This window comes from Tepidimonas sediminis (assembly GCF_007556605.1).
In the GTDB taxonomy this organism is placed as follows: Bacteria; Pseudomonadota; Gammaproteobacteria; order Burkholderiales; family Burkholderiaceae_C; genus Tepidimonas; species Tepidimonas sediminis.
Genome location: NZ_VJND01000010.1, coordinates 59261 through 79473, shown reverse-complemented (window position 1 = coordinate 79473; position 20213 = coordinate 59261). Strand labels below are relative to the sequence as shown.

At 71.8% G+C, this 20213-nt stretch carries 20 protein-coding genes; 13 read left to right on the top strand and 7 right to left on the bottom strand.

The window, feature by feature from the left end:
• Nucleotides 1–125: 125 nt before the first annotated feature.
• Together Tsedi_RS08840 and Tsedi_RS08835 are read left to right on the top strand one after the other, a co-directional pair.
• Nucleotides 126–1859 carry a long-chain-fatty-acid--CoA ligase gene (locus Tsedi_RS08840; RefSeq protein ID WP_143895747.1) on the top strand — a complete coding sequence of 578 codons (1734 nt, stop codon included), beginning with the start codon at nucleotides 126–128 and terminating at the stop codon, nucleotides 1857–1859.
• A 9-nt stretch (nucleotides 1860–1868) separates the two neighbouring features.
• Nucleotides 1869–2621, top strand: coding sequence for a 5'-methylthioadenosine/adenosylhomocysteine nucleosidase (locus tag Tsedi_RS08835; protein ID WP_143895745.1), 753 nt, complete (start codon nucleotides 1869–1871; stop codon nucleotides 2619–2621).
• Between the two features lie 55 nt (nucleotides 2622–2676).
• Here the strand turns inward: Tsedi_RS08835 and corA are convergent, their stop codons facing one another.
• Nucleotides 2677–3663, bottom strand: coding sequence for a magnesium/cobalt transporter CorA (gene corA, locus Tsedi_RS08830; RefSeq protein WP_143895743.1), 987 nt, complete (start codon nucleotides 3661–3663; stop codon nucleotides 2677–2679).
• 209 nt (nucleotides 3664–3872) lie between these two features.
• Nucleotides 3873–5096, bottom strand: coding sequence for a patatin-like phospholipase family protein (locus Tsedi_RS08825; RefSeq protein ID WP_143895741.1), 1224 nt, complete (start codon nucleotides 5094–5096; stop codon nucleotides 3873–3875).
• A 224-nt stretch (nucleotides 5097–5320) separates the two neighbouring features.
• On the opposite strand from Tsedi_RS08825, the gene hpf reads away from it, so the two are divergent.
• The 3 genes from hpf to hprK all read left to right on the top strand — a co-directional run bounded on the left by hpf (nucleotide 5321) and on the right by hprK (nucleotide 7250).
• The gene (hpf, locus tag Tsedi_RS08820) at nucleotides 5321–5653 is read left to right on the top strand and encodes a ribosome hibernation-promoting factor, HPF/YfiA family (RefSeq protein ID WP_143895739.1); all 333 of its coding nucleotides are present in this window, start codon (nucleotides 5321–5323) and stop codon (nucleotides 5651–5653) included.
• A 129-nt stretch (nucleotides 5654–5782) separates the two neighbouring features.
• A complete protein-coding gene (locus tag Tsedi_RS08815; RefSeq protein ID WP_143890510.1) occupies nucleotides 5783–6253 on the top strand; it encodes a PTS sugar transporter subunit IIA in 471 nt (156 codons plus the stop codon).
• Nucleotides 6254–6296: 43 nt separating this feature from the next.
• Complete coding sequence (gene hprK, locus Tsedi_RS08810; protein ID WP_143895737.1) at nucleotides 6297–7250, top strand: HPr(Ser) kinase/phosphatase; 954 nt, start codon at nucleotides 6297–6299, stop codon at nucleotides 7248–7250.
• A gap of 10 nt (nucleotides 7251–7260) precedes the next feature.
• On the opposite strand, the gene fur is transcribed toward hprK, so the two are convergent.
• A complete protein-coding gene (gene fur / locus Tsedi_RS08805) occupies nucleotides 7261–7707 on the bottom strand; it encodes a ferric iron uptake transcriptional regulator (RefSeq protein WP_143895735.1) in 447 nt (148 codons plus the stop codon).
• Nucleotides 7708–7814: 107 nt separating this feature from the next.
• Here fur and Tsedi_RS08800 point away from each other — a divergent pair, with 107 nt between their 5' ends.
• The 5 genes from Tsedi_RS08800 to Tsedi_RS08780 all read left to right on the top strand — a co-directional run bounded on the left by Tsedi_RS08800 (nucleotide 7815) and on the right by Tsedi_RS08780 (nucleotide 13401).
• On the top strand, nucleotides 7815–8390 hold the full coding sequence (locus Tsedi_RS08800) for an outer membrane protein assembly factor BamE (protein ID WP_143895733.1): 576 nt from the start codon (nucleotides 7815–7817) through the stop codon (nucleotides 8388–8390).
• Nucleotides 8391–8442: 52 nt separating this feature from the next.
• Nucleotides 8443–9261, top strand: coding sequence for a 4-hydroxy-tetrahydrodipicolinate reductase (dapB, locus tag Tsedi_RS08795; RefSeq protein WP_143895731.1), 819 nt, complete (start codon nucleotides 8443–8445; stop codon nucleotides 9259–9261).
• Between the two features lie 55 nt (nucleotides 9262–9316).
• Complete coding sequence (locus tag Tsedi_RS08790; RefSeq protein WP_143895729.1) at nucleotides 9317–10036, top strand: dienelactone hydrolase family protein; 720 nt, start codon at nucleotides 9317–9319, stop codon at nucleotides 10034–10036.
• A gap of 129 nt (nucleotides 10037–10165) precedes the next feature.
• Complete coding sequence (gene leuS, locus Tsedi_RS08785; RefSeq protein ID WP_143895727.1) at nucleotides 10166–12868, top strand: leucine--tRNA ligase; 2703 nt, start codon at nucleotides 10166–10168, stop codon at nucleotides 12866–12868.
• A gap of 2 nt (nucleotides 12869–12870) precedes the next feature.
• A complete protein-coding gene (locus Tsedi_RS08780) occupies nucleotides 12871–13401 on the top strand; it encodes an LPS-assembly lipoprotein LptE (protein WP_143895725.1) in 531 nt (176 codons plus the stop codon).
• A gap of 22 nt (nucleotides 13402–13423) precedes the next feature.
• Here Tsedi_RS08780 and Tsedi_RS08775 read toward each other — a convergent pair whose 3' ends face one another.
• Both Tsedi_RS08775 and rocF read right to left on the bottom strand, forming a co-directional pair.
• A complete protein-coding gene (locus tag Tsedi_RS08775) occupies nucleotides 13424–13885 on the bottom strand; it encodes a DUF4143 domain-containing protein (RefSeq protein ID WP_246099239.1) in 462 nt (153 codons plus the stop codon).
• Entirely contained in the window at nucleotides 13882–14826 is a 945-nt protein-coding gene (gene rocF / locus Tsedi_RS08770) for an arginase (RefSeq protein WP_143895722.1), read from the bottom strand. The genes Tsedi_RS08775 and rocF overlap by 4 nt, the downstream gene beginning before the upstream one ends.
• Before the next feature lie 57 nt (nucleotides 14827–14883).
• Between rocF and holA the strand changes: the two genes are divergently transcribed.
• Both holA and Tsedi_RS08760 read left to right on the top strand, forming a co-directional pair.
• Nucleotides 14884–15951: a DNA polymerase III subunit delta gene (gene holA, locus Tsedi_RS08765; RefSeq protein ID WP_143895720.1), complete on the top strand. Its 1068-nt coding sequence runs from the start codon at nucleotides 14884–14886 to the stop codon at nucleotides 15949–15951.
• 11 nt (nucleotides 15952–15962) lie between these two features.
• On the top strand, nucleotides 15963–16571 hold the full coding sequence (locus Tsedi_RS08760; RefSeq protein WP_143895718.1) for a C40 family peptidase: 609 nt from the start codon (nucleotides 15963–15965) through the stop codon (nucleotides 16569–16571).
• Between the two features lie 45 nt (nucleotides 16572–16616).
• On the opposite strand, the gene Tsedi_RS08755 is transcribed toward Tsedi_RS08760, so the two are convergent.
• Complete coding sequence (locus Tsedi_RS08755; RefSeq protein WP_143895716.1) at nucleotides 16617–17207, bottom strand: glutathione peroxidase; 591 nt, start codon at nucleotides 17205–17207, stop codon at nucleotides 16617–16619.
• 245 nt (nucleotides 17208–17452) lie between these two features.
• Between Tsedi_RS08755 and Tsedi_RS08750 the strand changes: the two genes are divergently transcribed.
• Nucleotides 17453–18163 (top strand): response regulator transcription factor, encoded by a 711-nt coding sequence (locus Tsedi_RS08750; RefSeq protein ID WP_143895808.1) that lies wholly within the window; start codon nucleotides 17453–17455, stop codon nucleotides 18161–18163.
• An 84-nt stretch (nucleotides 18164–18247) separates the two neighbouring features.
• Here Tsedi_RS08750 and Tsedi_RS12195 read toward each other — a convergent pair whose 3' ends face one another.
• A complete protein-coding gene (locus tag Tsedi_RS12195; RefSeq protein WP_185970621.1) occupies nucleotides 18248–20125 on the bottom strand; it encodes a type I secretion C-terminal target domain-containing protein in 1878 nt (625 codons plus the stop codon).
• Between the last annotated feature and the right edge of the window lie 88 nt (nucleotides 20126–20213).

The window sequence follows — 20213 nt, the reverse complement described above, 5'->3', positions numbered from 1 at the left end:
TCCGGGGGCGGGTCCCTGCGCCATAATGGGCTCGTGTGTCAGCCCGGCGTCGGCCGCCGGGGCGGGCGGGCGCTGCCGCACGGGCGGCGCTCCGTCCGGCCGAACCATCCGCAGCAGGAGACCGCATGAGCAACCCGAGCCCCGAGCCCCGCCCCGTGACCAGCGCCGACAAGCCGTGGCTGGCGGCGTACCCGGAAGGCGTGCCGGCCGAGATCGACCCCGGCACCTACCCGTCGCTGGTGGCGCTGATGGAGGAGAGCTTCGCGAAGTACGCGCAGCGCCCGGCCTACAGCTTTCTCGGCAAGGAGTGGACGTACGCGCAGGTGGACGAGCTGTCGCGCGCGCTGGCGGCGTATCTGCAGGGCCTGGGGCTGGCGCGCGGCGAGCGCGTGGCGGTGATGATGCCCAACTGCATCCAGTACCCGGTGGCGGTGGCGGCCATCCTGCGCGCCGGCTACGTGCTGGTCAACGTCAACCCGCTCTACACCGCGCGCGAGCTGGAGCACCAGCTCAAGGACAGCGGCGCGGCGGCCATCGTCATCATCGAGAACTTCGCGCACACGCTGCAGCAGTGCATCGCGCACACGCCGGTGCGGCACGTGATCCTGGCGGCGATGGGCGACCTGCTGGGCCTGAAGGGGGCGGTGGTCAACGCCGTGGTGCGCCACGTCAGGAAGCTGGTGCCGCCGTTCGAGCTGCCGCAGGCGGTGCGCTTCAACGCCGCGCTGGCCCAGGGCCGCCGTGGCCAATACCGCCGCCCGGAGGTCGGCCCCCACGACGTGGCGGTGCTGCAGTACACCGGCGGCACCACCGGCGTCAGCAAGGGCGCGGTGCTGCTGCACCGCAACCTGGTGGCCAACGTGCTGCAGTCCGAGGCGTGGGAGGCGCCGGCGCGGCGCACCATCCCGGCCGGCGAGCAGCCCACCGCGGTGTGCGCGCTGCCGCTCTACCACATCTTCGCCTTCACGGTGAACATGATGCTGGGCCTGCGCACCGGCGGCAAGACGATCCTCATCCCCAACCCGCGCGACATCCCGGCGGTGCTCAAGGAGCTGCGCCAGCACACCTTCCACAGCTTTCCGGCGGTCAACACGCTGTTCAACGCGCTGCTCAACCATCCGGAGTTCGACACCGTCAACTGGCGCAACCTGCGCGTGTCGCTGGGCGGCGGCATGGCGGTGCAGGCGGCGGTGGCCAAGCGCTGGCTGGAGCGCACCGGCTGCCCGATCTGCGAAGGCTACGGTCTGAGCGAGACCAGCCCCTCGGTGTGCTGCAACCCGGTGACGGCCAGGTCGTTCAGCGGCACCATCGGCGTGCCGCTGCCCAGCACCGAGCTGCGCTGCCTGGACGACGAGGGGCGCGAGGTGCCGGTGGGCACGCCGGGCGAGATCGCCATCCGCGGCCCGCAGGTGATGGCCGGCTACTGGCAGCGCCCGGAGGAGACCGCGCGCGTGATGACCGCCGACGGGTTCTTCCGCACCGGCGACATCGGCGTGATGGACGAGCGCGGCTACTTCAGGATCGTCGACCGCAAGAAGGACATGATCCTGGTGTCGGGCTTCAACGTCTACCCCAACGAGGTGGAGGACGTGGTGGCGCAGATGGAGGGGGTGCTGGAGTGCGCCGCGGTGGGCATTCCGGACGAGCACTCCGGCGAGGCGGTCAAGCTGGTGGTGGTGCGCAAGGATCCGTCGCTGACCGAGGCGCACATCCGCGAGTACTGCGCCGCCAACCTGACCGGCTACAAGCGGCCCAAGGTCATCGAGTTCCGCAGCGAGCTGCCCAAGTCACCCGTCGGCAAGATTTTGCGGCGAGAATTGCGGGGTACGCCGCAACCGCCCGCCAACCCCACCGCCTGAAGCCACGCCATGGCCCGCATCGCCGTCATCAGCGCCGTCGACGAGGAGCTGTCCGAAATCCTGCGCCTGATGCCCGACGAACGCAAGGTGCAGGCCGCCGGGCGCGCCTTCTGGCAGGGCCACCTGCAGGGGCACGAGGTGGTGGCGGTGCTCAGCGGCATCGGCAAGGTGGCCGGCGCCACCACCGCGGCGGTGCTGCACGAGCGCTTCGCCCCGCAGTACGTGCTGTTCACCGGCGTGGCCGGCGGGCTGGCGCCGGGCGCGGAGGTGGGCGACGTGGTGGTCGGCACGCACTACCTGCAGCACGACCTGAGCGCCGCGCCGCTGTTTCCGCGCTGGGAGGTGCCGGGCACGGGCGTGAGCCGCTATCCCGGCGATGCGGTGCTGGTGCAGGTGCTGACCGAGGCGGCGCGCGATGCGGTGACCTGGCTGCCCAAACTCGTCAGCGAGCAGACGCTGCGTGCCTTCGGCCTGCACCGTCCGACGGTGCACCAGGGCCTGATCGTCAGCGGCGACCGCTTCATCACCAGCGTGGCCGAGTCGGAGGCGCTGCGCCGCGATCTGCCCGACGCCCTGGCGGTGGACATGGAAAGCGCCGCGGTGGCGCAGGTGTGCGCCGACTACGGCACGCCGTTTGCGGCGGTGCGCACGCTGTCGGACCGCGCCGACGACGAGGCGCACGTGGATTTCCAGGCGTTCATGCGCGACGTGGCGCGCCACTACAGCGCGCGCATCGTGCGCAAGGCGCTCAACCTGCTCTGACGAGGGCGGCCCTGCGCCGCGGCGTCGCGCCGTGGCCTGCGGCGCCTGCCGCCGCTCAGCGCAGCCAGCCGCGGCGGCGGAAGTACCACATCGGCCCGAGCGCACTGGCCACCATCAGCGCCAGCGCGAATGGGTAGCCCAGCTTCCACTCCAGCTCCGGCATGAACTGGAAGTTCATGCCGTAGATGCTGGCGATCAGCGTCGGCGGCAGCAGCGCCACGCTGGCCACCGAGAAGATCTTGATGATCTTGTTCTGGTTGATGTTGATGAAGCCGATGGTGGCGTCCATCAGGAAGTTGATCTTGTCGAACAGGAACGAGGTGTGCCCCTCCAGCGAGTCGATGTCGCGCAGGATCTGGCGCGCGTCCTCGAACTGTTCGGCCGACAGCAGCCGCATGCGCATCAGGAAGCTGATCGCGCGGCGCGTGTCCATCATGTCGCGCCGGATGCGGCCGGAGAGGTCCTCGTGGCGTGCGATGGCCGACAGCACCTGCTGCGCGGTGTCGTCGGTGAGCTGGCCCGACAGCACCTGCGCGCTGATCGTCTCCAGCTCGTCGTGCACGCCCTCCAGGATGTCGGCGCAGTATTCGACGTCGGTGTCGTACAGCGCCAGCAGCACGTCCTTGGCGTCGTCGATCAGGCCCGGCATGCGCCGCGCGCGCAGCCGCAGCAGGCGAAACACCGGCAGGTCCTCGTCGTGGATCGAGAACAGCACGCCGTGGCTCTTGAGCCCGGGGTTGCGGTCGTTGAGGATGAAGGCCACGCGCACGTGGCGCGGGTCGTCCTCGTCGTCGATCAGGAAGTCCGAGCGCACGTGCAGCTCGCCGTTGTCCTCCTCGAAGAAGCGCGCCGACTCCTCGATGTCCTCGTCCATCGCGTCCTCGGGGATCGACAGGCCGAAGTGCTGGCGCACCCAGCGCCGCTCCTCGGGCGTGGGGGATTCCATGTCGACCCAGATCGGCGCGAAGCGCGCCAGATCCTCCAGCGAGTCGATCTCTTCCTGGACGAGGCGGCCGTTGACGAGCGTGAAGACGTTGAGCATGGCGGCACCGGGCGGGACGACGGAGGGGCGGGCGCAGATGGCTTGCGACGCGGCGCGCCGACCGCCGGCGCCCGCGCGGCGCACCGCCCCGCCGGGCGGCCTCAGCCGCGGTGCCGACGACCGGACCACGCCACCGCAAGCCAGCGACTAGGGCTGCTGTCCACGGTGAAGCTCCAGGGTGGTCGGAAAGTCAGGAAGCAAGGCCCGCATTATGGCACCGAAGCCGGCGCTGCGCCCGCCGCGAACAGGGCGCGCAGCGCCGCGGCGTGGCGCAGCGCGTCGCCGCGGCCGAGCTGCATCAGCGCGTGCACGAACGGGGGCTCGAACAGCAGGTAGCTGGCCAGCGCGGCGGCGCTGCCGTTGCCGCCGCGGCGCGTTTCCAGCGCCCCCAGACCGGCCAGCGTGTGGCGCGTGGCCGGCGGCAGGGCCTCGGCGTGTTCGCGCGCCAGCGCGTCCAGCGAGGCACTGGGCTGGATGGCCAGCACGTCCACCGGATGGTACGGCAGCGCCTGGGCCAGCGCCGGCGGCAGGCTGCGCAGCGCGCGGCTGACGCGCTGCGCCTGCTCGACGTCGGCCTGCAGCGTGTCGTGAAACACGCTGGCCAGCGCATGGCCGGCGATGGTGCCGGCGCCCGGCTCGCCCTCGGCCGCGCCGGCCAGCGTGGCGCGCTGCGGCTGGCCGACGCCGATGACGAGGATCTGCCGCGCCCCCAGGTGGATGGCCGCCGACAGCGGCGAGAGCTGCCGCATGGAGCCGTCGCCGAAATATTCGCGCCGCCCGTCCACCCACAGCGGCACGGCCGGAAACAGGAACGGGATGGCGGCGGAGGCCAGCAGGTGGTCGATGCCGATCACCTGCGCCTCGGCGCGGCGTCCTGGCCGGTGCCACGGCTCGAAGGCGCCGGCGCGCGCCTGCACGAAGGTCCAGTGCTCGCCGCTGGTGTAGCTGGAGGCGGTCACGCCCAGCGCGGTCAGGTGCCCGTCCTGCAGCGCCGCGGCCAGCCGCGGCAGCTCCAGCGCCCGTTGCAGCGTCTCCACCAGCGGCTGGCTGTCCAGCAGCGCGCGGTGATGGCGCACCTGGCGCAGCAGCGTCAGACCGGCGCTGAGCAGGTTGGGCCGCCCCAGCCGCAGGGCGCTGAGCCGGTAGACATGGCCGGAGCGCAACCGGGCCCAGAACGCCGCCAGGCGCTCGAACGCGGCCGTGCCCTCGTCGGCCACGCTGGCCAGGAAGGCGGCGTTGAGCGCTCCGGCCGACGTGCCGATGACGACGTCGAACGGAAACGCGCCCGGGCCGAGCAGCCCGGCCAGCGCCTGCAGCACGCCGACCTGGTAGGCGGTGCGGGCGCCGCCGCCCATCAGCACGAGCGCGCGCCGCGGCGGGGGCGGCGGTGCGCGTACCGGCAGGGCCTGGGCCAGCAGGGTCTCGAGGGCCATGGGCAGGACGTGGGCGGGGCACGACGGGCACCCCAGTATCGCCGCCCGGCGCCGTGGCGTCCATCGGGGCTGTCCCGTGGGGCGCGGGGTGCCCGCCGGCGCTTGTCACACGGGGGTCAAACGGGCATAGTAGGAGCCGTGGGTGTCGGCCGGTGGCCGCACCCGCGTCGCGGCCCGGTCCGTCGGCGGCCGGGCGCCGAATCAGCAACGTTAGGAGGCCCGTCATGAACCTGACCATCAGCGGACACCACCTCGAGGTCACGCCTGCGCTGCGCAGCTACGTCGCGTCCAAGCTGGAGCGCATCTCGCGCCATTTCGACCAGGTGGTGGACATCCGTGTCCTGCTGTCCGTGGACAAGATCAAGGACAAGGATCACCGCCAGAAGGCCGAGTGCAACATCCACGTCAAGGGCAAGGAGATCTACGCCGAAAGCACGCACGCCGACCTGTACGCGGCGGTCGATGAGCTGGCCGACAAGCTCGACCGCCAGGTGCTGCGCTACAAGGACAAGGTGCAGGAGCACCACCACCTGCCGATGAAGCGCGAGGTGGCCTGAGGCCGCGCCGGCGCGGCTGTTGCTGCGCCGCAACAAACCGCCTGCCGGAGCAGGCGGTTTGTCGTTTCGGCCGTGGGCAAAACGCAACGCGCGGGCGTATCATCCGCTCTCCCGAAGGGGGTTTCGTTCATGAACCGTCTGTCCGCCATCCTGCCGCCCGAGCACGTGCTCGTGGCCGTCGACGCCACGAGCAAGAAGCGCGCCTTCGAGGAGGCCGGCCTGCTGTTCGAGTCGCTGCACGGCCTCAACCGGGCGCTCATCACCGACAGCCTGTTCGCGCGCGAGCGGCTGGGCTCCACCGGGCTCGGGCATGGCGTGGCCATTCCGCACGGCCGCATCAAGGGGCTCAAGCAGCCGATGGCGGCGGTGTTCCGCCTGGCGCAGCCGATCGGCTTCGACGCCCCGGACGAGCAGCCGGTCAGCCTGCTGATCTTCCTGCTGGTGCCGGAGGCGGCCACGCAGAAGCATCTGGAGATCCTGTCGGAGATCGCCGAGCTGCTCAGCGACGCGCAGCTGCGCGAGCAGATGAAGGCGGCCGACAACCCGGCCACGCTGCACGGCCTGATCGCCGGCTGGCAGTCGGCGCACGCCGCGGCCTGACCCCACGCGCGCCGCACGGCAACGCCCGCGCGCGCCCCCGCCGATGAAGCCCCGCGCCATCAGCGCCGACGTCCTGTTCGAGCACCACCGCGAGACCCTGAAGTGGCAGTGGATCGCGGGGCAGAGCGCCAGCGAGCGCCGCTTCGACGACAAGGCGGTGGCCGAGGCGCGTTCCGGCGCCGACCTGGTCGGCTACCTGAACTACATCCACCCCTACCGCGCGCAGGTGCTGGGCGCACGCGAGGTGGCCTACCTGCACAACGCCACCGACGAGGATTGCCGCCGCCGCGTGGCGCGCATCGTGACGCTGGAGCCGCCGCTGCTGGTGGTGGCCGACGACCAGCCGCCGCCGACGGAGCTGGTGGCGATGTGCGAGCGCGCGCACATCCCGCTGTTTGCCACCGCGGCCTCGGCGGCGTTCGTCATCGACGTGCTGCGCGCGTACCTGTCGCGCCACTTCGCCGAGCGCACGACGATGCACGGGGTGTTCATGGACATCCTGGGGCTGGGGGTGCTGATCACCGGCGAGTCGGGGCTGGGCAAGAGCGAGCTGGGGCTGGAGCTGATCTCGCGCGGGCACGGGCTGGTGGCCGACGATGCGGTGGACCTCTATCGCGTCAACCAGACCACGATCGAGGGCCGCTGCCCGGAGCTGCTGCAGAACCTGCTGGAGGTGCGCGGCATCGGCCTGCTGGACATCAAGGCGATCTTTGGCGAGACGGCGGTGCGGCGCAAGATGCGCCTGCGCCTGATCGTGCACCTGGTTCGCCTGGCCACGCTGGAGCGCGACTACGAGCGCCTGCCGGGCGAGCCGCTGCATCAGGACGTGCTGGGCGTGGCGATCCGCAAGACGCTGATTCCGGTGGTGGCGGGCCGCAACATGGCGGTGCTGGTGGAGGCGGCGGTGCGCAACACCGTGCTGCAGCTGCGCGGCATCGACACCTATCAGGAGTTCGTGCAGCGCCAGCGCGCCGCGATGCTGCGCGACGACGGCTGAGCCGGTCGCCCTAGCCGCCGCGGCGCGCCGGCCGGCTGCGGTGCGGGCAGTCGGTCTGCGTGCAATGGGCGTACAGCGCCAGCGCGTGCTCGCGCAGCGCAAAGCCGCGCTCCTGCGCGATGGCCTGCTGGCGCCGCTCGATCTCGGCGTCGAAGAATTCCTCGACGCGGCCGCAGTCCAGGCAGACCAGGTGGTCGTGGTGCTGGCCCTCGTTGAGCTCGTAGACCGCCTTGCCGGACTCGAAGTTGCTGCGCACGAGGATGCCGGCCTGCTCGAACTGCGTCAGCACGCGGTAGACGGTGGCCAGACCGATGTCGGCCTGATCCTCCAGCAACGCCTTGAAGACGTCTTCCGCCGTCATGTGACGCTGCCGGCCGGACTGGAAGATCTCCAGGATCTTCAGTCGCGGCAGCGTGGCCTTCAGCCCGGTGCTTTTGAGTTCGTCGAGACGGGTCATCGGCGGGACGAGACAAGGACGGCGCAGCGCCGGCCCGGGCGCGCCACTACAATGGGCCGGATGATATAACTTGGCGCGACGCGCGTGCGCGCCGACCGGATTTGGCCATGGAACGAACCTTCCTTCGTCGTCCCCGCGCCGGCCGCTCCGACGGTGCGGTGCTCGCGCTGGCCGTGCTGCTGCTGGGCGGCTGTGCCTCGCTGCAGGACGGCGCGCAGCGGCTGGCCACGCTGGGCGGGGCGATCAGCCCGTACCGCATGGACATCCTGCAGGGCAACGTGGTGGTGCGCGAGCAGGTGGAGGCGCTGCAGCCCGGCATGCCGCGGCAACAGGTGCAGGCGATCCTGGGCACGCCGCTGGTGGCCAGCATCTTCCACGCCGACCGCTGGGACTACGTGTTCACGTTCCAGCGCCAGGGCCAGCCGCCGCAGCGGCGCGTGGTGTCGGTGTTCTTCGAGGGCGAGCGGCTGGCGCGCGTGCACGCCGACGGCGAGTTGCCCAGCGAGCGCGAGTTCGTCGCCAGCCTGCCGGTGCGCCGCCCGGCCGGCAAGCCCCCGGTGCTGGAGGCCGACGAGGCGCAGCTGCGTGCCGCCCAGGGCCGCGCGCCCGCGGCCGCCGCCCCCGCGGCCGCACAGCCGCCGGCGCCGGCCGCCACCGCCTATCCCCCGCTGGAGGCGCGCTGAGCGCGCCGCCCTGCGCTTCCTCGATGCCCCGACTCTGACGCCACGAATCCGCATGTCTGCCGTCACGCCCCCGTACCCGATCGCCATTGCCGGCGCCAGCGGCCGCATGGGCCGCATGCTGATCGAGGCGGTGCTGGCCGCCGACGACTGCCGGCTCAGCGCCGCGCTGGACCGCGCCGACAGCCCGGCGCTGGGGCAGGACGCGGCGGCGTTTGCCGGCCGCACGAGCGGCGTGACGATCGGCGCCGACCTCGACGCGGCGCTGGCGCGCAGCCGCTTCCTGATCGACTTCACGCGCCCGCAGGGCACGATGGCGCATCTGGAGGCGTGCGTGCGCCACGGCGTGGCGATGGTCATCGGCACCACCGGCTTCGACGAGGCGCAGAAGACCGCGATCGCGCGCGCGGCCGAGCGCATCCCGGTGGTGCTGGCGCCCAACATGAGCGTCGGCGTCAACGTGACGCTCAAGCTCCTGGAGCTGGCGGCGCAGGCGCTGCGCGACGGCTACGACGTCGAGATCGTGGAGGCGCACCACCGCCACAAGGTCGATGCGCCCAGCGGCACCGCGCTGAAGATGGGCGAGGTGATCGCCGCCGCGCAGGGCCGGCGGCTGCAGGACTGCGCCGTCTACGAGCGCGTCGGCCACACCGGCGAGCGGCCGGCCGGCGCGATCGGCTTTGCCACCGTGCGCGGCGGTGACGTGGTGGGCGACCACACGGTGATGTTTCTCGGCAGCGGCGAGCGCATCGAGATCACGCACAAGTCCAGCAGCCGCGCCACCTACGCGCAGGGCAGCCTGCGCGCGGTGCGCTTCCTGGCCGGGCGCGCAAGCGGCCTGTACGACATGTTCGACGTGCTCGGGCTGCGCTGACGCGCCGCGGCGTGGCGGCGGCCCGGGTCAACCCTGTGACGAGGAGGCAAGCACGATGACGATCCAGACCCGCACCATCGAGTACATGCACGACGGCGTCACCTTCGAGGGGCTGCTGGCGTGGGACGACGCTTTCAGCGCGCCGCGGCCCGCGGTGGCGGTGGCGCATGCGTGGGCCGGGCGCGGCCCGTTCGAGGATGGCAAGGCGCGCGCGCTGGCCGGGCTGGGTTACGTCGGCTTCGCGATGGACGTCTACGGCAAGGGCAAGCGGGGCCGCAGCAAGGAGGAAAACGCCGCGCTGATGACGCCGCTGGTGCAGGACCGGGCGCTGCTGCAGGCGCGCCTCGGCGCGGCGCTGCAAACGCTGGCGGCGCAGCCGGAAGTGGATCGCGAGCGGCTGGCGGCGATCGGTTTTTGCTTCGGCGGCTTGAGCGTGCTGGACATGGCGCGCTGCGGGCTGCCGCTGCGCGGCGTGGTCAGCTTCCACGGCCTGTTCACGCCGCCCGGCAACACCGCGGGGCGGCGCATCACGGCCAAGGTGCTGGCGCTGCACGGCTGGGACGACCCGATGGCCACGCCCGAGGCGGTGCTGGCGTTCGCCAAAGAGATGACCGAGGCCGGCGCCGACTGGCAGCTGCACGCCTACGGCGGCACGATGCACGCCTTCACCAACCCGGAGGCCAACGATCCGGACTTCGGCACCGTCTACAGCGCGCGGGCGGATGCGCGCTCGTGGGTGGCGATGCGCGAGTTCCTGGCCGAGACGCTGGCCTGAGAAGCGTCGTGGCCGGCGCCGGAGCGCGGCCGATACAATCCCCGGCGATTCCCGACCTTCGCAGGGCGGGCACGCACGGCCTGCAGGCCGTGCGTGCCCGCCGTGCCTTCATCGCCGCGCATCCGCATCATGCAAGACGCTTACTCCCCCCGCGACGTCGAGGCCGAGGCCCAGGCCGCCTGGGCCGCGCGCGACGCCTACCGCGTCACCGAGGATCCCGCCAAGCCCAAGTTCTACGCCTGCTCCATGCTGCCCTACCCCAGCGGCAAGCTGCACATGGGGCACGTGCGCAACTACACCATCAACGACATGATGGCGCGCCAGCTGCGCATGAAGGGCTGCAACGTCCTCATGCCGATGGGCTGGGACGCCTTCGGCCTGCCGGCCGAAAACGCCGCGATCAAGAACGGCGTGCCGCCCGCCCGGTGGACGTACGACAACATCGCCTACATGAAGCGGCAGATGCAGGCGATGGGCCTGGCCATCGACTGGAGCCGCGAGATCGCCACCTGCAGCCCCGAGTACTACAAGTGGAACCAGTGGCTGTTCCTGAAGATGCTGGAAAAGGGCATCGCCTACCGCAAGACGCAGGTGGTCAACTGGGACCCGGTCGACCAGACCGTGCTGGCCAACGAGCAGGTGATCGACGGGCGTGGCTGGCGCACCGGCGCGCTGGTGGAAAAGCGCGAGATCCCCGGCTACTACCTGGCGATCACGAAGTACGCCGAGGAGCTGCTGTCGGCGGTGGCCAATCCGGACGATCCGAACTTCCTGGCCGGCTGGCCGGAACGCGTGCGGCTGATGCAGGAAAACTGGATCGGCAAGAGCGAGGGCGTGCGCTTTGCCTTCCCGCACGACATCCGCGACGAGCGCGGCCATCTGATCCAGGACGGGCGGCTGTGGGTGTTCACCACCCGCGCCGACACCATCATGGGCGTGACCTTCTGCGCGGTGGCGCCGGAGCATCCGCTGGCGGCGCACGCGGCGCGCGGCAACCCCGAGCTGGCCGCCTTCATCGAGCGCTGCAAGCTCGGCGGCACCACCGAGGCGGAGCTGGCGCTGAAGGAAAAGGAGGGCATGCCGACGGGCCTCGTGGTCACGCACCCGCTGACCGGCGAGGCGGTGCCGGTGTGGGTCGGCAACTACGTGCTGATGGGCTACGGCGACGGCGCGGTGATGGGCGTGCCGGCGCACGACGAGCGCGACTTCGCCTTCGCCAAGAAGTACGGTCTGCCGATCAAGCCGGTCATCGCGGTGGAGGGGGAGACGTTTTCCGCCGACGCCTGGGCCGAGTGGTACGCCGACAAGCAGCGCGGCCGCTGCGTCAACTCCGGGCCGCTCGATGGTCTGCCGCATCAGGCCGCCGTGGACAAGGTGGCCGAGCTGCTGGCAGCCAAGGGGCTGGGCGAAAAGAAAGTCACCTGGCGCCTGCGCGACTGGGGCATCAGCCGCCAGCGCTACTGGGGCACGCCGATCCCGATCATCCACTGCGACGACTGCGGTCCGGTGCCGGTGCCGTACGAGGACCTGCCGGTGGTGCTGCCGGAAGACCTGATCCCCGACGGCAGCGGCAACCCGCTGGCCAAGTGCGAGGCGTTCCTGAAGGTCGACTGCCCCAAGTGCGGCAAGCCGGCGCGGCGCGAGACCGACACCATGGACACCTTCGTCGATTCGTCCTGGTACTTCATGCGCTACTGCGATCCGCACCTGGACGATGCGATGGTCGGCGCGGGCACGCGCCACTGGATGCCGATGGATCAGTACATCGGCGGCATCGAGCACGCGATCCTGCACCTGCTGTACGCGCGCTTCTGGACCAAGGTGATGCGCGACCTGGGGCTGGTGCAGGTGGACGAGCCGTTCAAGCGGCTGCTGACGCAGGGCATGGTGCTCAACCACATCTACAGTCGCCGCACCGCCAAGGGTGGCAAGGAATACTTCTGGCCGCACGACGTGGAAAACGTCCTCGACGAGGGCGGGCGCATCGTCGGCGCGCGCCTGAAGCGCGACGTGGCCAGCGCCGACGGCGTGCTGCCGGCCGGCACGCCGATCGACTACGAGGGCGTCGGCACGATGTCCAAGTCGAAGAACAACGGCGTCGATCCGCAGGATCTGATCGAGAAGTATGGCGCCGACACCGCGCGGCTCTACACCATGTTCACCGCGCCGCCGGAGGCCACGTTGGAGTGGAACGACGCCGCGGTGGAGGGCAGCCACCGCTTCCTGAAGCGCGTCTGGGCGTTCGGCCAGCGGCTGGCGGCGATGGACTTCAGCGCCGCGCAGCAGGCGGTGCAGGGGGCCGGGTCGCTGGCCGACGTGGCGTTCGGCCCGCGCGCCAAGGCGCTGCGCCACGAGATCCACAGCGTGCTCAAGCAGGTGGACTACGACTACCAGCGCATGCAGTACAACACCGTGGTGTCGGGCTGCATGAAGATGCTCAACGCGCTGGAGGCGTTCGACCCGACGGACGAGCCCGGCGGCGGCGTGGCGCTGATCGAGGGCTTCGGCATCCTGCTGCGCTGCCTGTACCCGGCCACGCCGCACCTGACCTGGGTGCTGTGGCAGCGGCTCGGCTACGCCGGGGCGCTCGGCGACCTGCTGGATGCGCCGTGGCCGCAGCCGGACGAGGCGGCGCTGCGCCGTGACGAGCTGCAGCTGGTGCTGCAGGTCAACGGCAAGGTGCGCGGCAGCCTGACCGTGCCGGCGCAGGCCGATGCCGCCGCGATCGAGGCGCTGGCGCGCCAGGCGCCGGAGGTGGCGCGCTTCGGCGAGGGCCGCGCGCCGAAGAAGGTGATCGTGGTGCCGGGCCGCCTGGTCAACGTGGTGGTGTGACGATGGCGCTGGCGCGCCGCGCGCTGCTCGGGGCGGCCCTCACCGTGGCGGCGCTGGCCGCCGGGTGCGGTTTTCGGCTGCGCGGGCAGGGCCTTGCGTTCGCGTTTCGCACGCTGCGGCTGCAGGGCGCGGTGGACGGCGACGTGGCGCAAAGCCTGCGCGCGCAGCTGACCGCCAGCGGCGTGCAGGTGCTGGAGCCGCGCCGCGCCGCCGCGCCCGCCGGGGCCGCGGCGCCGGTGCCGGACGTGGTGCTGGAGATCCTGCAGGACCAGCGCGAGCGCGTGGTGGTGGGCACCACCGCGGCCGGCCAGGTGCGCGAGCTGCTGCTGCGCCGCCGCGTGCGCTACGCGCTGCGTACGCCGGACGGGCGCGAGCTGATCGGGCCCGCCGAGCTGCTGCATGAGCGCGAGCTCAGCTTCGCCGAGACGGTGGTGCTCGGCAAGGAGGCCGAGGAGGCGCTGCTGTTCGACGACATGCGCACGGCGATCGTGCGCCAGCTGCTGGTGCGGCTGGCGGCGGTGCGCGGGTCGTGAGCCGGTCGCGGCGGCGCGACGCTCAATCGGGTACGCGGGCTTGCAGGCAGGCCGCCAGCTCGGCCCAGCCGAGCACGCGGCAGCCCTGCCGCTCGTGGTCGCCCTGGCCGCCGTAGACGATCCATGGCGTGGGCAGCGGCCCCGGCTGCAGCGCGCGCCAGCGCGCCAGCGCCTGCGGCCAGTCGGCGGCGAAGGTGCGGCCGGACTTGATCTCCACCCCCTGCAGCCCGTCGGCGCTTTCCCAGACGAGGTCGACCTCCAGCCCGGTGCTGTCGCGCCAGAAGAACAGCGGCGTGGACCGGCCGCGGTGGGCGAACGCCTTGACGACTTCGGAGACGACCCAGGTCTCGAACAGCGCGCCGCGCAGCGCGTGGGTGTGCAGCTGCGCCGGCGCGCGGATGCCCGCCAGCCACGCCGCCAGCCCGACGTCCAGAAAGTAGAGCTTGGGCGTCTTGACCAGCCGCTTGCCGATGACCGGCCTCACCCCCGCCGCCGCGCCTGGTGCTCGCGCATCAACGTGCTCTTGCCAAATAAGCTTTCCACCAGCTCCACTGCCACGCGCGCGGTGCGATTGCGCTCGTCCAGCGCCGGGTTGAGCTCGACGATATCAAGGCTGGCCAGCCGTCCGGTGTCGGCGATCATTTCCATGCACAGCTGCGCCTCGCGGTAGGTGGGGCCGCCGGGCACGGTGGTGCCGACGCCAGGGGCGATCTCGGGGTCGAGGAAGTCGACGTCGAAGCTGACGTGCAGGTGGGTGTGCTCGTCCAGGCCGGCCAGCGCCTGCTCCATGGTGGCGCGCATGCCCATCTCGTCGATGTAGCGCATGTCATACACCTCCAGCCGCTGCGCGTGCACGAAGCGCTTCTCGCCGGCATCGACGCTGCGGATGCCGATCTGGCGTACCTGCGCAGGCTGCAGCGCCGGGCCGTCGCCGCCCAGGTGCACCAGCGGCGGCGGTCCGAAGCCGCACAGCACCGCCACCGGCATGCCGTGCAGGTTGCCGCTGGGGGTGATGGCGCTGGTGTTGAAGTCGGCGTGCGCGTCCAGCCACAGCACGCGCAGCCGGCGGCCCTGCTGGCGGCAGTGGCGCGCCACGGCGCCGATGGAGCCGATGGCCAGGCTGTGGTCGCCGCCGAGCAGGATCGGCAAGCGGCCCAGGGCGAGTTCGGCCTGCACCGCCGCGTGCACCGCGCGGTTCCATGCCACCACTTCGTCCAGGTGGCGGTAGCCGCCGTGCGCCGGCTGCCAGGGGTTGGGCGGGCCGTGCAGGTTGCCGCGGTCGGCGACGTCCAGCCCGAGCGCGCGCAGCGCCTCGGCCAGCCCGGCCACGCGCAGGGCTTCCGGGCCCATCGAGGCGCCGCGGGAGCCGGCGCCGATGTCGGTGGGGGCGCCGATCAGGCTGACGGCGGTGGGAGGGGTGGGCATGGGGGCGTCTCCTGGGCGAACCGGGCGCGATCTTACGCGCGGCCTAGAATCGGTGCCATGCAGGTCAGCCCCAACCAACTGCCGGCGCAGCTGCAGCGCGGGCTGCAGCCGCTGTACGTGGTGCACGGGGATGAGGCGCTGCTGGTGCAGGAGGCGTGCGACGCGATCCGTGCCGCCGCGCGCGCCGCCGGCCACACCGAGCGCACCGTGTTCACGGTGACGGGGCAGCAGGCCGACTGGAGCGCGATCCTGGCCGCCGGAGCGGAGCTGAGCCTGTTCGCGCAGCGGCGGCTGGTGGAGATCCGCATCCCGTCGGGCAAGCCCGGCAAGGACGGCGCCGAGGCGCTGCAGCGGCTGGGGCCGCAGGCTGCCGCCAGCCCCGATACGGTGACGCTGCTGGTGCTGCCGCGGCTGGATGCGGCGGCGCTCAAGAGCGCGTGGTTCGCGGCGCTGGCGGCGCACGGCGTGGTGGTGCGGGTGGAGCCGGTGGAGCGCGCCCAGCTGCCGGGCTGGATCGCGCAGCGGCTGCAGGCGCAGGGCCAGCACGTGGCCGCCGGCGAGGAGGGGCTGCGCACGCTGGCCTTCATCGCCGAGCGCGTCGAGGGCAACCTGCTGGCGGCGCACCAGGAGATCGCCAAGCTCGGCCTGCTGTACCCGGCCGGCGAGCTGTCGTTCGAGCAGGTGCGCGCGGCGGTGCTGGATGTGGCGCGCTTCGATCCGTTCCGCCTGCCCGAGGCGGTGCTGGATGGCGCGCCGGGGCGCGTGCAGCGCATGCTGCAGGGCCTGCAGGCCGAAGGGGTGGCGCCGGTGCCGGTGCTCTGGGCGCTGGCCGAGGAGGTGCGCGCGCTGCACCGCGCGCGCCGCGCGCTGGAGGCGGGCCGGCCGCTGCCGCTGGTGCTGCGCGAGCAGCGCGTCTGGGGCGCGCGCGAGCAGCGTTACGAGCGGCTGCTGCCGCGGCTGCGCAGCGCGCAGACCGGGCGCTGGCTGGCCGAGGCGCAGACGGTGGACGGCATCGTCAAGGGGCTGCCGCATCCGGACTGGCCGGCCGACCCGTGGCAGGCGCTGGCGCGGTTGGCGCTGGCGGTGGCGGCGGGTTGCGCGCGGGCCGCTGCGCCGCTCTGCTAACATCCGCGCCCATGCGCCGAACGCTTGTCGCCCTGTTCGCGGCCGCCGCCTTGGCGGGCCCGGCCACCGTGTGGGCGGATGAGCCCGTGCCTCCCGCCACCGGCGTGGAGACCGTCGCCGCGGCCGCGGCGCCGTGGGTGCAGCGGCTGCAGTCCGTGGGCAGTGAGACCGGCGCGGTGGCCACCCAGCTGATCGACACGGCACTCGGGCTGGTCGGCGTGCCGTACCGCATGGGCGGCAGCTCGCCGCAGGCCGGCTTCGACTGCAGCGGCTTCGTGCGCTACGTCTACGCGCATACGCTGGGGCTGGTGCTGCCGCGCCGCGCCGCCGAGCAGGCGCAGGCTGCCACGCCGGTGGCGCGCGAGGAGCTGCGCCCCGGGGATCTGGTGTTCTTCAACACCATGCGGCGCGCCTTCAGTCACGTCGGTGTCTACCTGGGTGACGGCAAGTTCGTGCACGCGCCCAGCAAGGGCGACCGCGTCAAGGTCAGCGACCTCAACGAGCGTTACTGGGCGCGCCGCTACGACGGCGCGCGCCGCATCGAGCTGCCCGAGTCCGCCGCGCTGGCCAACCTGCCGCAGGCGGCCACGTGGCTGGCCGCCCCGGCCGGCGGGCGCTGAGGTGCCGCGCCACGCCCGCCGCGGCGGTTTGCGGCCGTCGTGCACTCAGGGACGCGCGGCCAGCAGCCGCTCCAGGTCGCGCCGCAGCGCCGCGCTGTCCGGCGCCGTCAGGCTGCCGTAGGCCAGCACGGTGCGGCCGTCGCGGCTGATCAGGTACTTGTAGAAGTTCCATTTCGGCGTCGTGCCGGTGCGCTCGGCCAGTTGCCGGAACAGGGCGTTGGCCTGCGGGCCGCGCACGTGGCTCTTGGCAAACATCGGGAACTGCACGCCAAAGGTGTTTTCGCAGAACTCGGCGATCTGCTGGTTGGTGCCGGGCTCCTGCTGCCCGAAGTCGTTGGACGGAAAACCAAGCACCACCAGCCCGCGGTCGCGGTAGCGGCGGTAGAGCTCCTCCAGCTCCTTGTACTGCTGCGTGAAGCCGCAGTAGCTGGCGGTGTTGACCACCAGCACCACCTGGCCGGCGTACTGGCACAGGTTCTGCGGTGCCTCGTCCTGCAGGCGCGGGAAGGTGTGCTGCAGGATCGGCGGGCAGGCGGCGGCTGCCGCCGGGGCGGGGCTGGGCGTCGCGTGGGAGAGGGCTGCGGCCATGGTCAGGGCGAACGTGCATGCCAAGGGCAGGAGGGAGGATCGCGTCATCGGTCGCTCCTGGCTGCGGGGATGAGAGGGCCTCGATGGTACGCGCCGGGCGGCTCGCCCCGAGCGGGAGGGGCGGACGACCACGCCACCGTGACGGGTTCCCGAGGCCGGGATCGGGCGCGTCTTTCGGCTATGCTTGGGGCATGGTGCACATCATTGCCACGCCCCGCGGGGCCTTGGCGGTGTGCCGAGGGAGGCCGCGTGGTGAGACCGCGCGGTTGACGGCTGACAAAGAGGCTCGCCAGATGTCTCAAACCACTGCCCGGGAAGCGATCCGGGTCGCGCTGCTGACCGATCAGCCCATCGTCGAATTGGGTGTCCGCCAGCTTCTCGAATCCGGCACCGGCCAACCCGGCTTCACGTACGTGGGCGCCGCACGGGATGCGGCGCAGGGGGTGGAGCTGGTCGAACGGTGTCGCGCCGAGGTTACCCTCGTCGACCTGGACGGCGATCTGGACGTTCATGCCGTCGAGATCCTGCTCGGCGAGGTGCGCCACGTCTGCCGCGTCGTCGCGCTGAGCGCTTCGCGTGACGCGGATCTGCTGGATGCCGTCGTGCTGGCCGGGGCCATGGGGGTGGTCGACAAGCGCGAAGCGCCGGATGTGCTGCGCAAGGCGATCACCAAGGTGCACGCCGGCGAATTCTGGCTCGGCCGCAGCGCCACGGTGCGCATCCTGATGTCCGTGGTGCGCAGGCAGCAGGGGCTCTCGCCCGAGCAGGAGCGCATCGCCCAGCTGACCCGCAAGGAGCGCCTGGCGGTGGCGGAAATCGCCCGCGACCCGGCGGCCAGCGGGCGGGAGATCGCGGCGCGCCTTCACATCAGCGAGCACACGCTGCGCAACCACCTCTCGTCGATCTACGCCAAGCTGGGGGTGGCCAACCGCACGGCGCTGTATGACTTTGCGCTGCGGCATGGCCTTGGCCGGCGGGCCGCGGGGGGCAACCTGCCTCGATGAGAAAGGGCCGCCCGCAGGCGGCCCGATCGACGGGTGTGGGTAGGGGTGGCGTCGGCAGGACGCCGCCATGCCCTCCCCGGGACGTCACACGAGCAGGTTGCCATCCGACAGCAGCTGGCTGACGTTCAGCCCCGTCACGCCGACCAGGACGGCGACGTCCTGATAGCCGTCACCGCCGCCGTCGCGGTCGACCTGCACGGTGGTGTCGGTTCCGGATTCGGCCAAGTTGACCCAGCCGGTCAGGTCGCCGCCGCCGTAGCCCTCAAGCAGATCCTTGATGTCGAGCGCGTCACCTTGTGTGGCGTCGAAGCCGTGGATGACGTCGACATCGTCCAGATCGTGCCGGCCGAAGACCACCACGTCCTTGCCGGACCCGAGATAGTAGGTGTCGACACCGTGGGTGTCGTAGATCGTCGAGCCACCGGAGCCGATCTTGATGACGTCCTCCCCATTCGAGCCGGAGATCGTCAGGTATCCGGTGTGGGCGGTGGCATCGACGACCACGGGGTCGGAAAACGCGGGCGCGTCAGCGCCGTCCTTACCGTTCGCACCGTCCGCACCGTCCGCACCGTTCGCACCGTTCGCACCGTCCGCACCGTTCGCACCGTCCGCACCGTTCGCACCGTCCGCCCCCTTCTGCCCCGCGGATCCGGGGGTGCCACCCGGGCCCGCCGTCCCCCCGGCACCACCCTGTCCTCCGGTTCCGCCGTCGCCGCCAGTGCCACCTGCGCCGCCGTCGCCGCCGTCGCCGCCACCGCCGGCCGCGCCCCCAGCGCCGCCCTCGCCGCCCAGGATGGTCACGTCGTGGCTGCCCATGATGTAGACGTTGGTCACGCTGCCGTTGACGATGGCCACTGCGCCGTTGCCGCCGTTGCCGCCGTTGCCGCCGTCGCCGCCGTCGCCGCCGTCGCCGCCGTTGCCGCCGTCGCCGCCGTTGCCGCCGTCGCCGCCGTTGCCGCCGTTGGCGCCATTCTTGTACCCCTGTGCGGTCGAGCCGTTGCCGCCGTTGCCGCCGTCGCCGCCGTCGCCTCCATCACCGCCGGCTCCGCCTTCCCCGCCATCTCCTCCTCGGCCGCCGGCTCCGCCGTCTCCCCCGTCTCCGCCGTTGCCGCCGAGAATGACGATCGGTCCGGCGCTGGCGTCGATCAGCAGCGCGCTGTAGTTCGCGGACGGGTCGAGGATGATGGCCGACTGGCCATCGGTACCCGGGCCTCCGTTCCCACCGTTCCCGCCGTCGCCGCCGTCTCCTCCGTTTCCGCCGACCAGGCCCGGCTTTCCTTCGGTGCCCGGGCTGCCAGGCTGGGCGACGGTTTTGCCGTTGCCCGTCCCGACCGCATTGATGCCATCGGCTCCAAGCGAGCCGTCGCTGCCATCGACGCCTTCTGCGCCTTGGTATCCTGCTACTCCTTCTGCGCCGGGAACCCCGTCGTTGCCATTCGTGCCGTCCAAGCCGGCTGCACTGGCGTCGACGACGAAGGGGTTCGGCCCCCACGGCGGGGGAGCCGTCTGCACGGTGGCCTCCCGGTCGACCCATTTGATGCTGTCACTGCCATTGACGCTGGTGGCCCGCACGCCCAGCGTGGTGCCCTCCGGGCTGAAGCCGGCTGCGGCGTCGAACGTGTAGCTTTCTCCGGCGGCGATGAACGTGTCCTTGTCGATGCCGGCGGCCCCCAAACCCGGGTTGGAGAGCTTCTGGTAGCCGTCCCAGACGATCTTGGCGCTGCTGGACGAGCCGTCGTCGGACCAGACGGTGTTGGCGCCGTTCATGTTGAGGCTGTTGTCCGACTTGGAAAGGGTGACGTTGCCGTCCACCTTACCATCCCCGTTCGAGAACCAGAGGGCGTTGAGATCGAAAGAGCCCTCCAGACCCCGGACGGTGAACTGGTGCGTATCGCTGTCGTAGGTGATCGTGAACTGCAGGCCCGACCCTGCCGCACCGAATGACCAAGTGTAAGTTGCCATCGCCTCGCCTCCTGGACAAAACGTGTTTTCGGGGGCCGCCCATCGATGGCAGCGGTCGGCGGCCCGTCGTCGCATGCGGATGCGAACC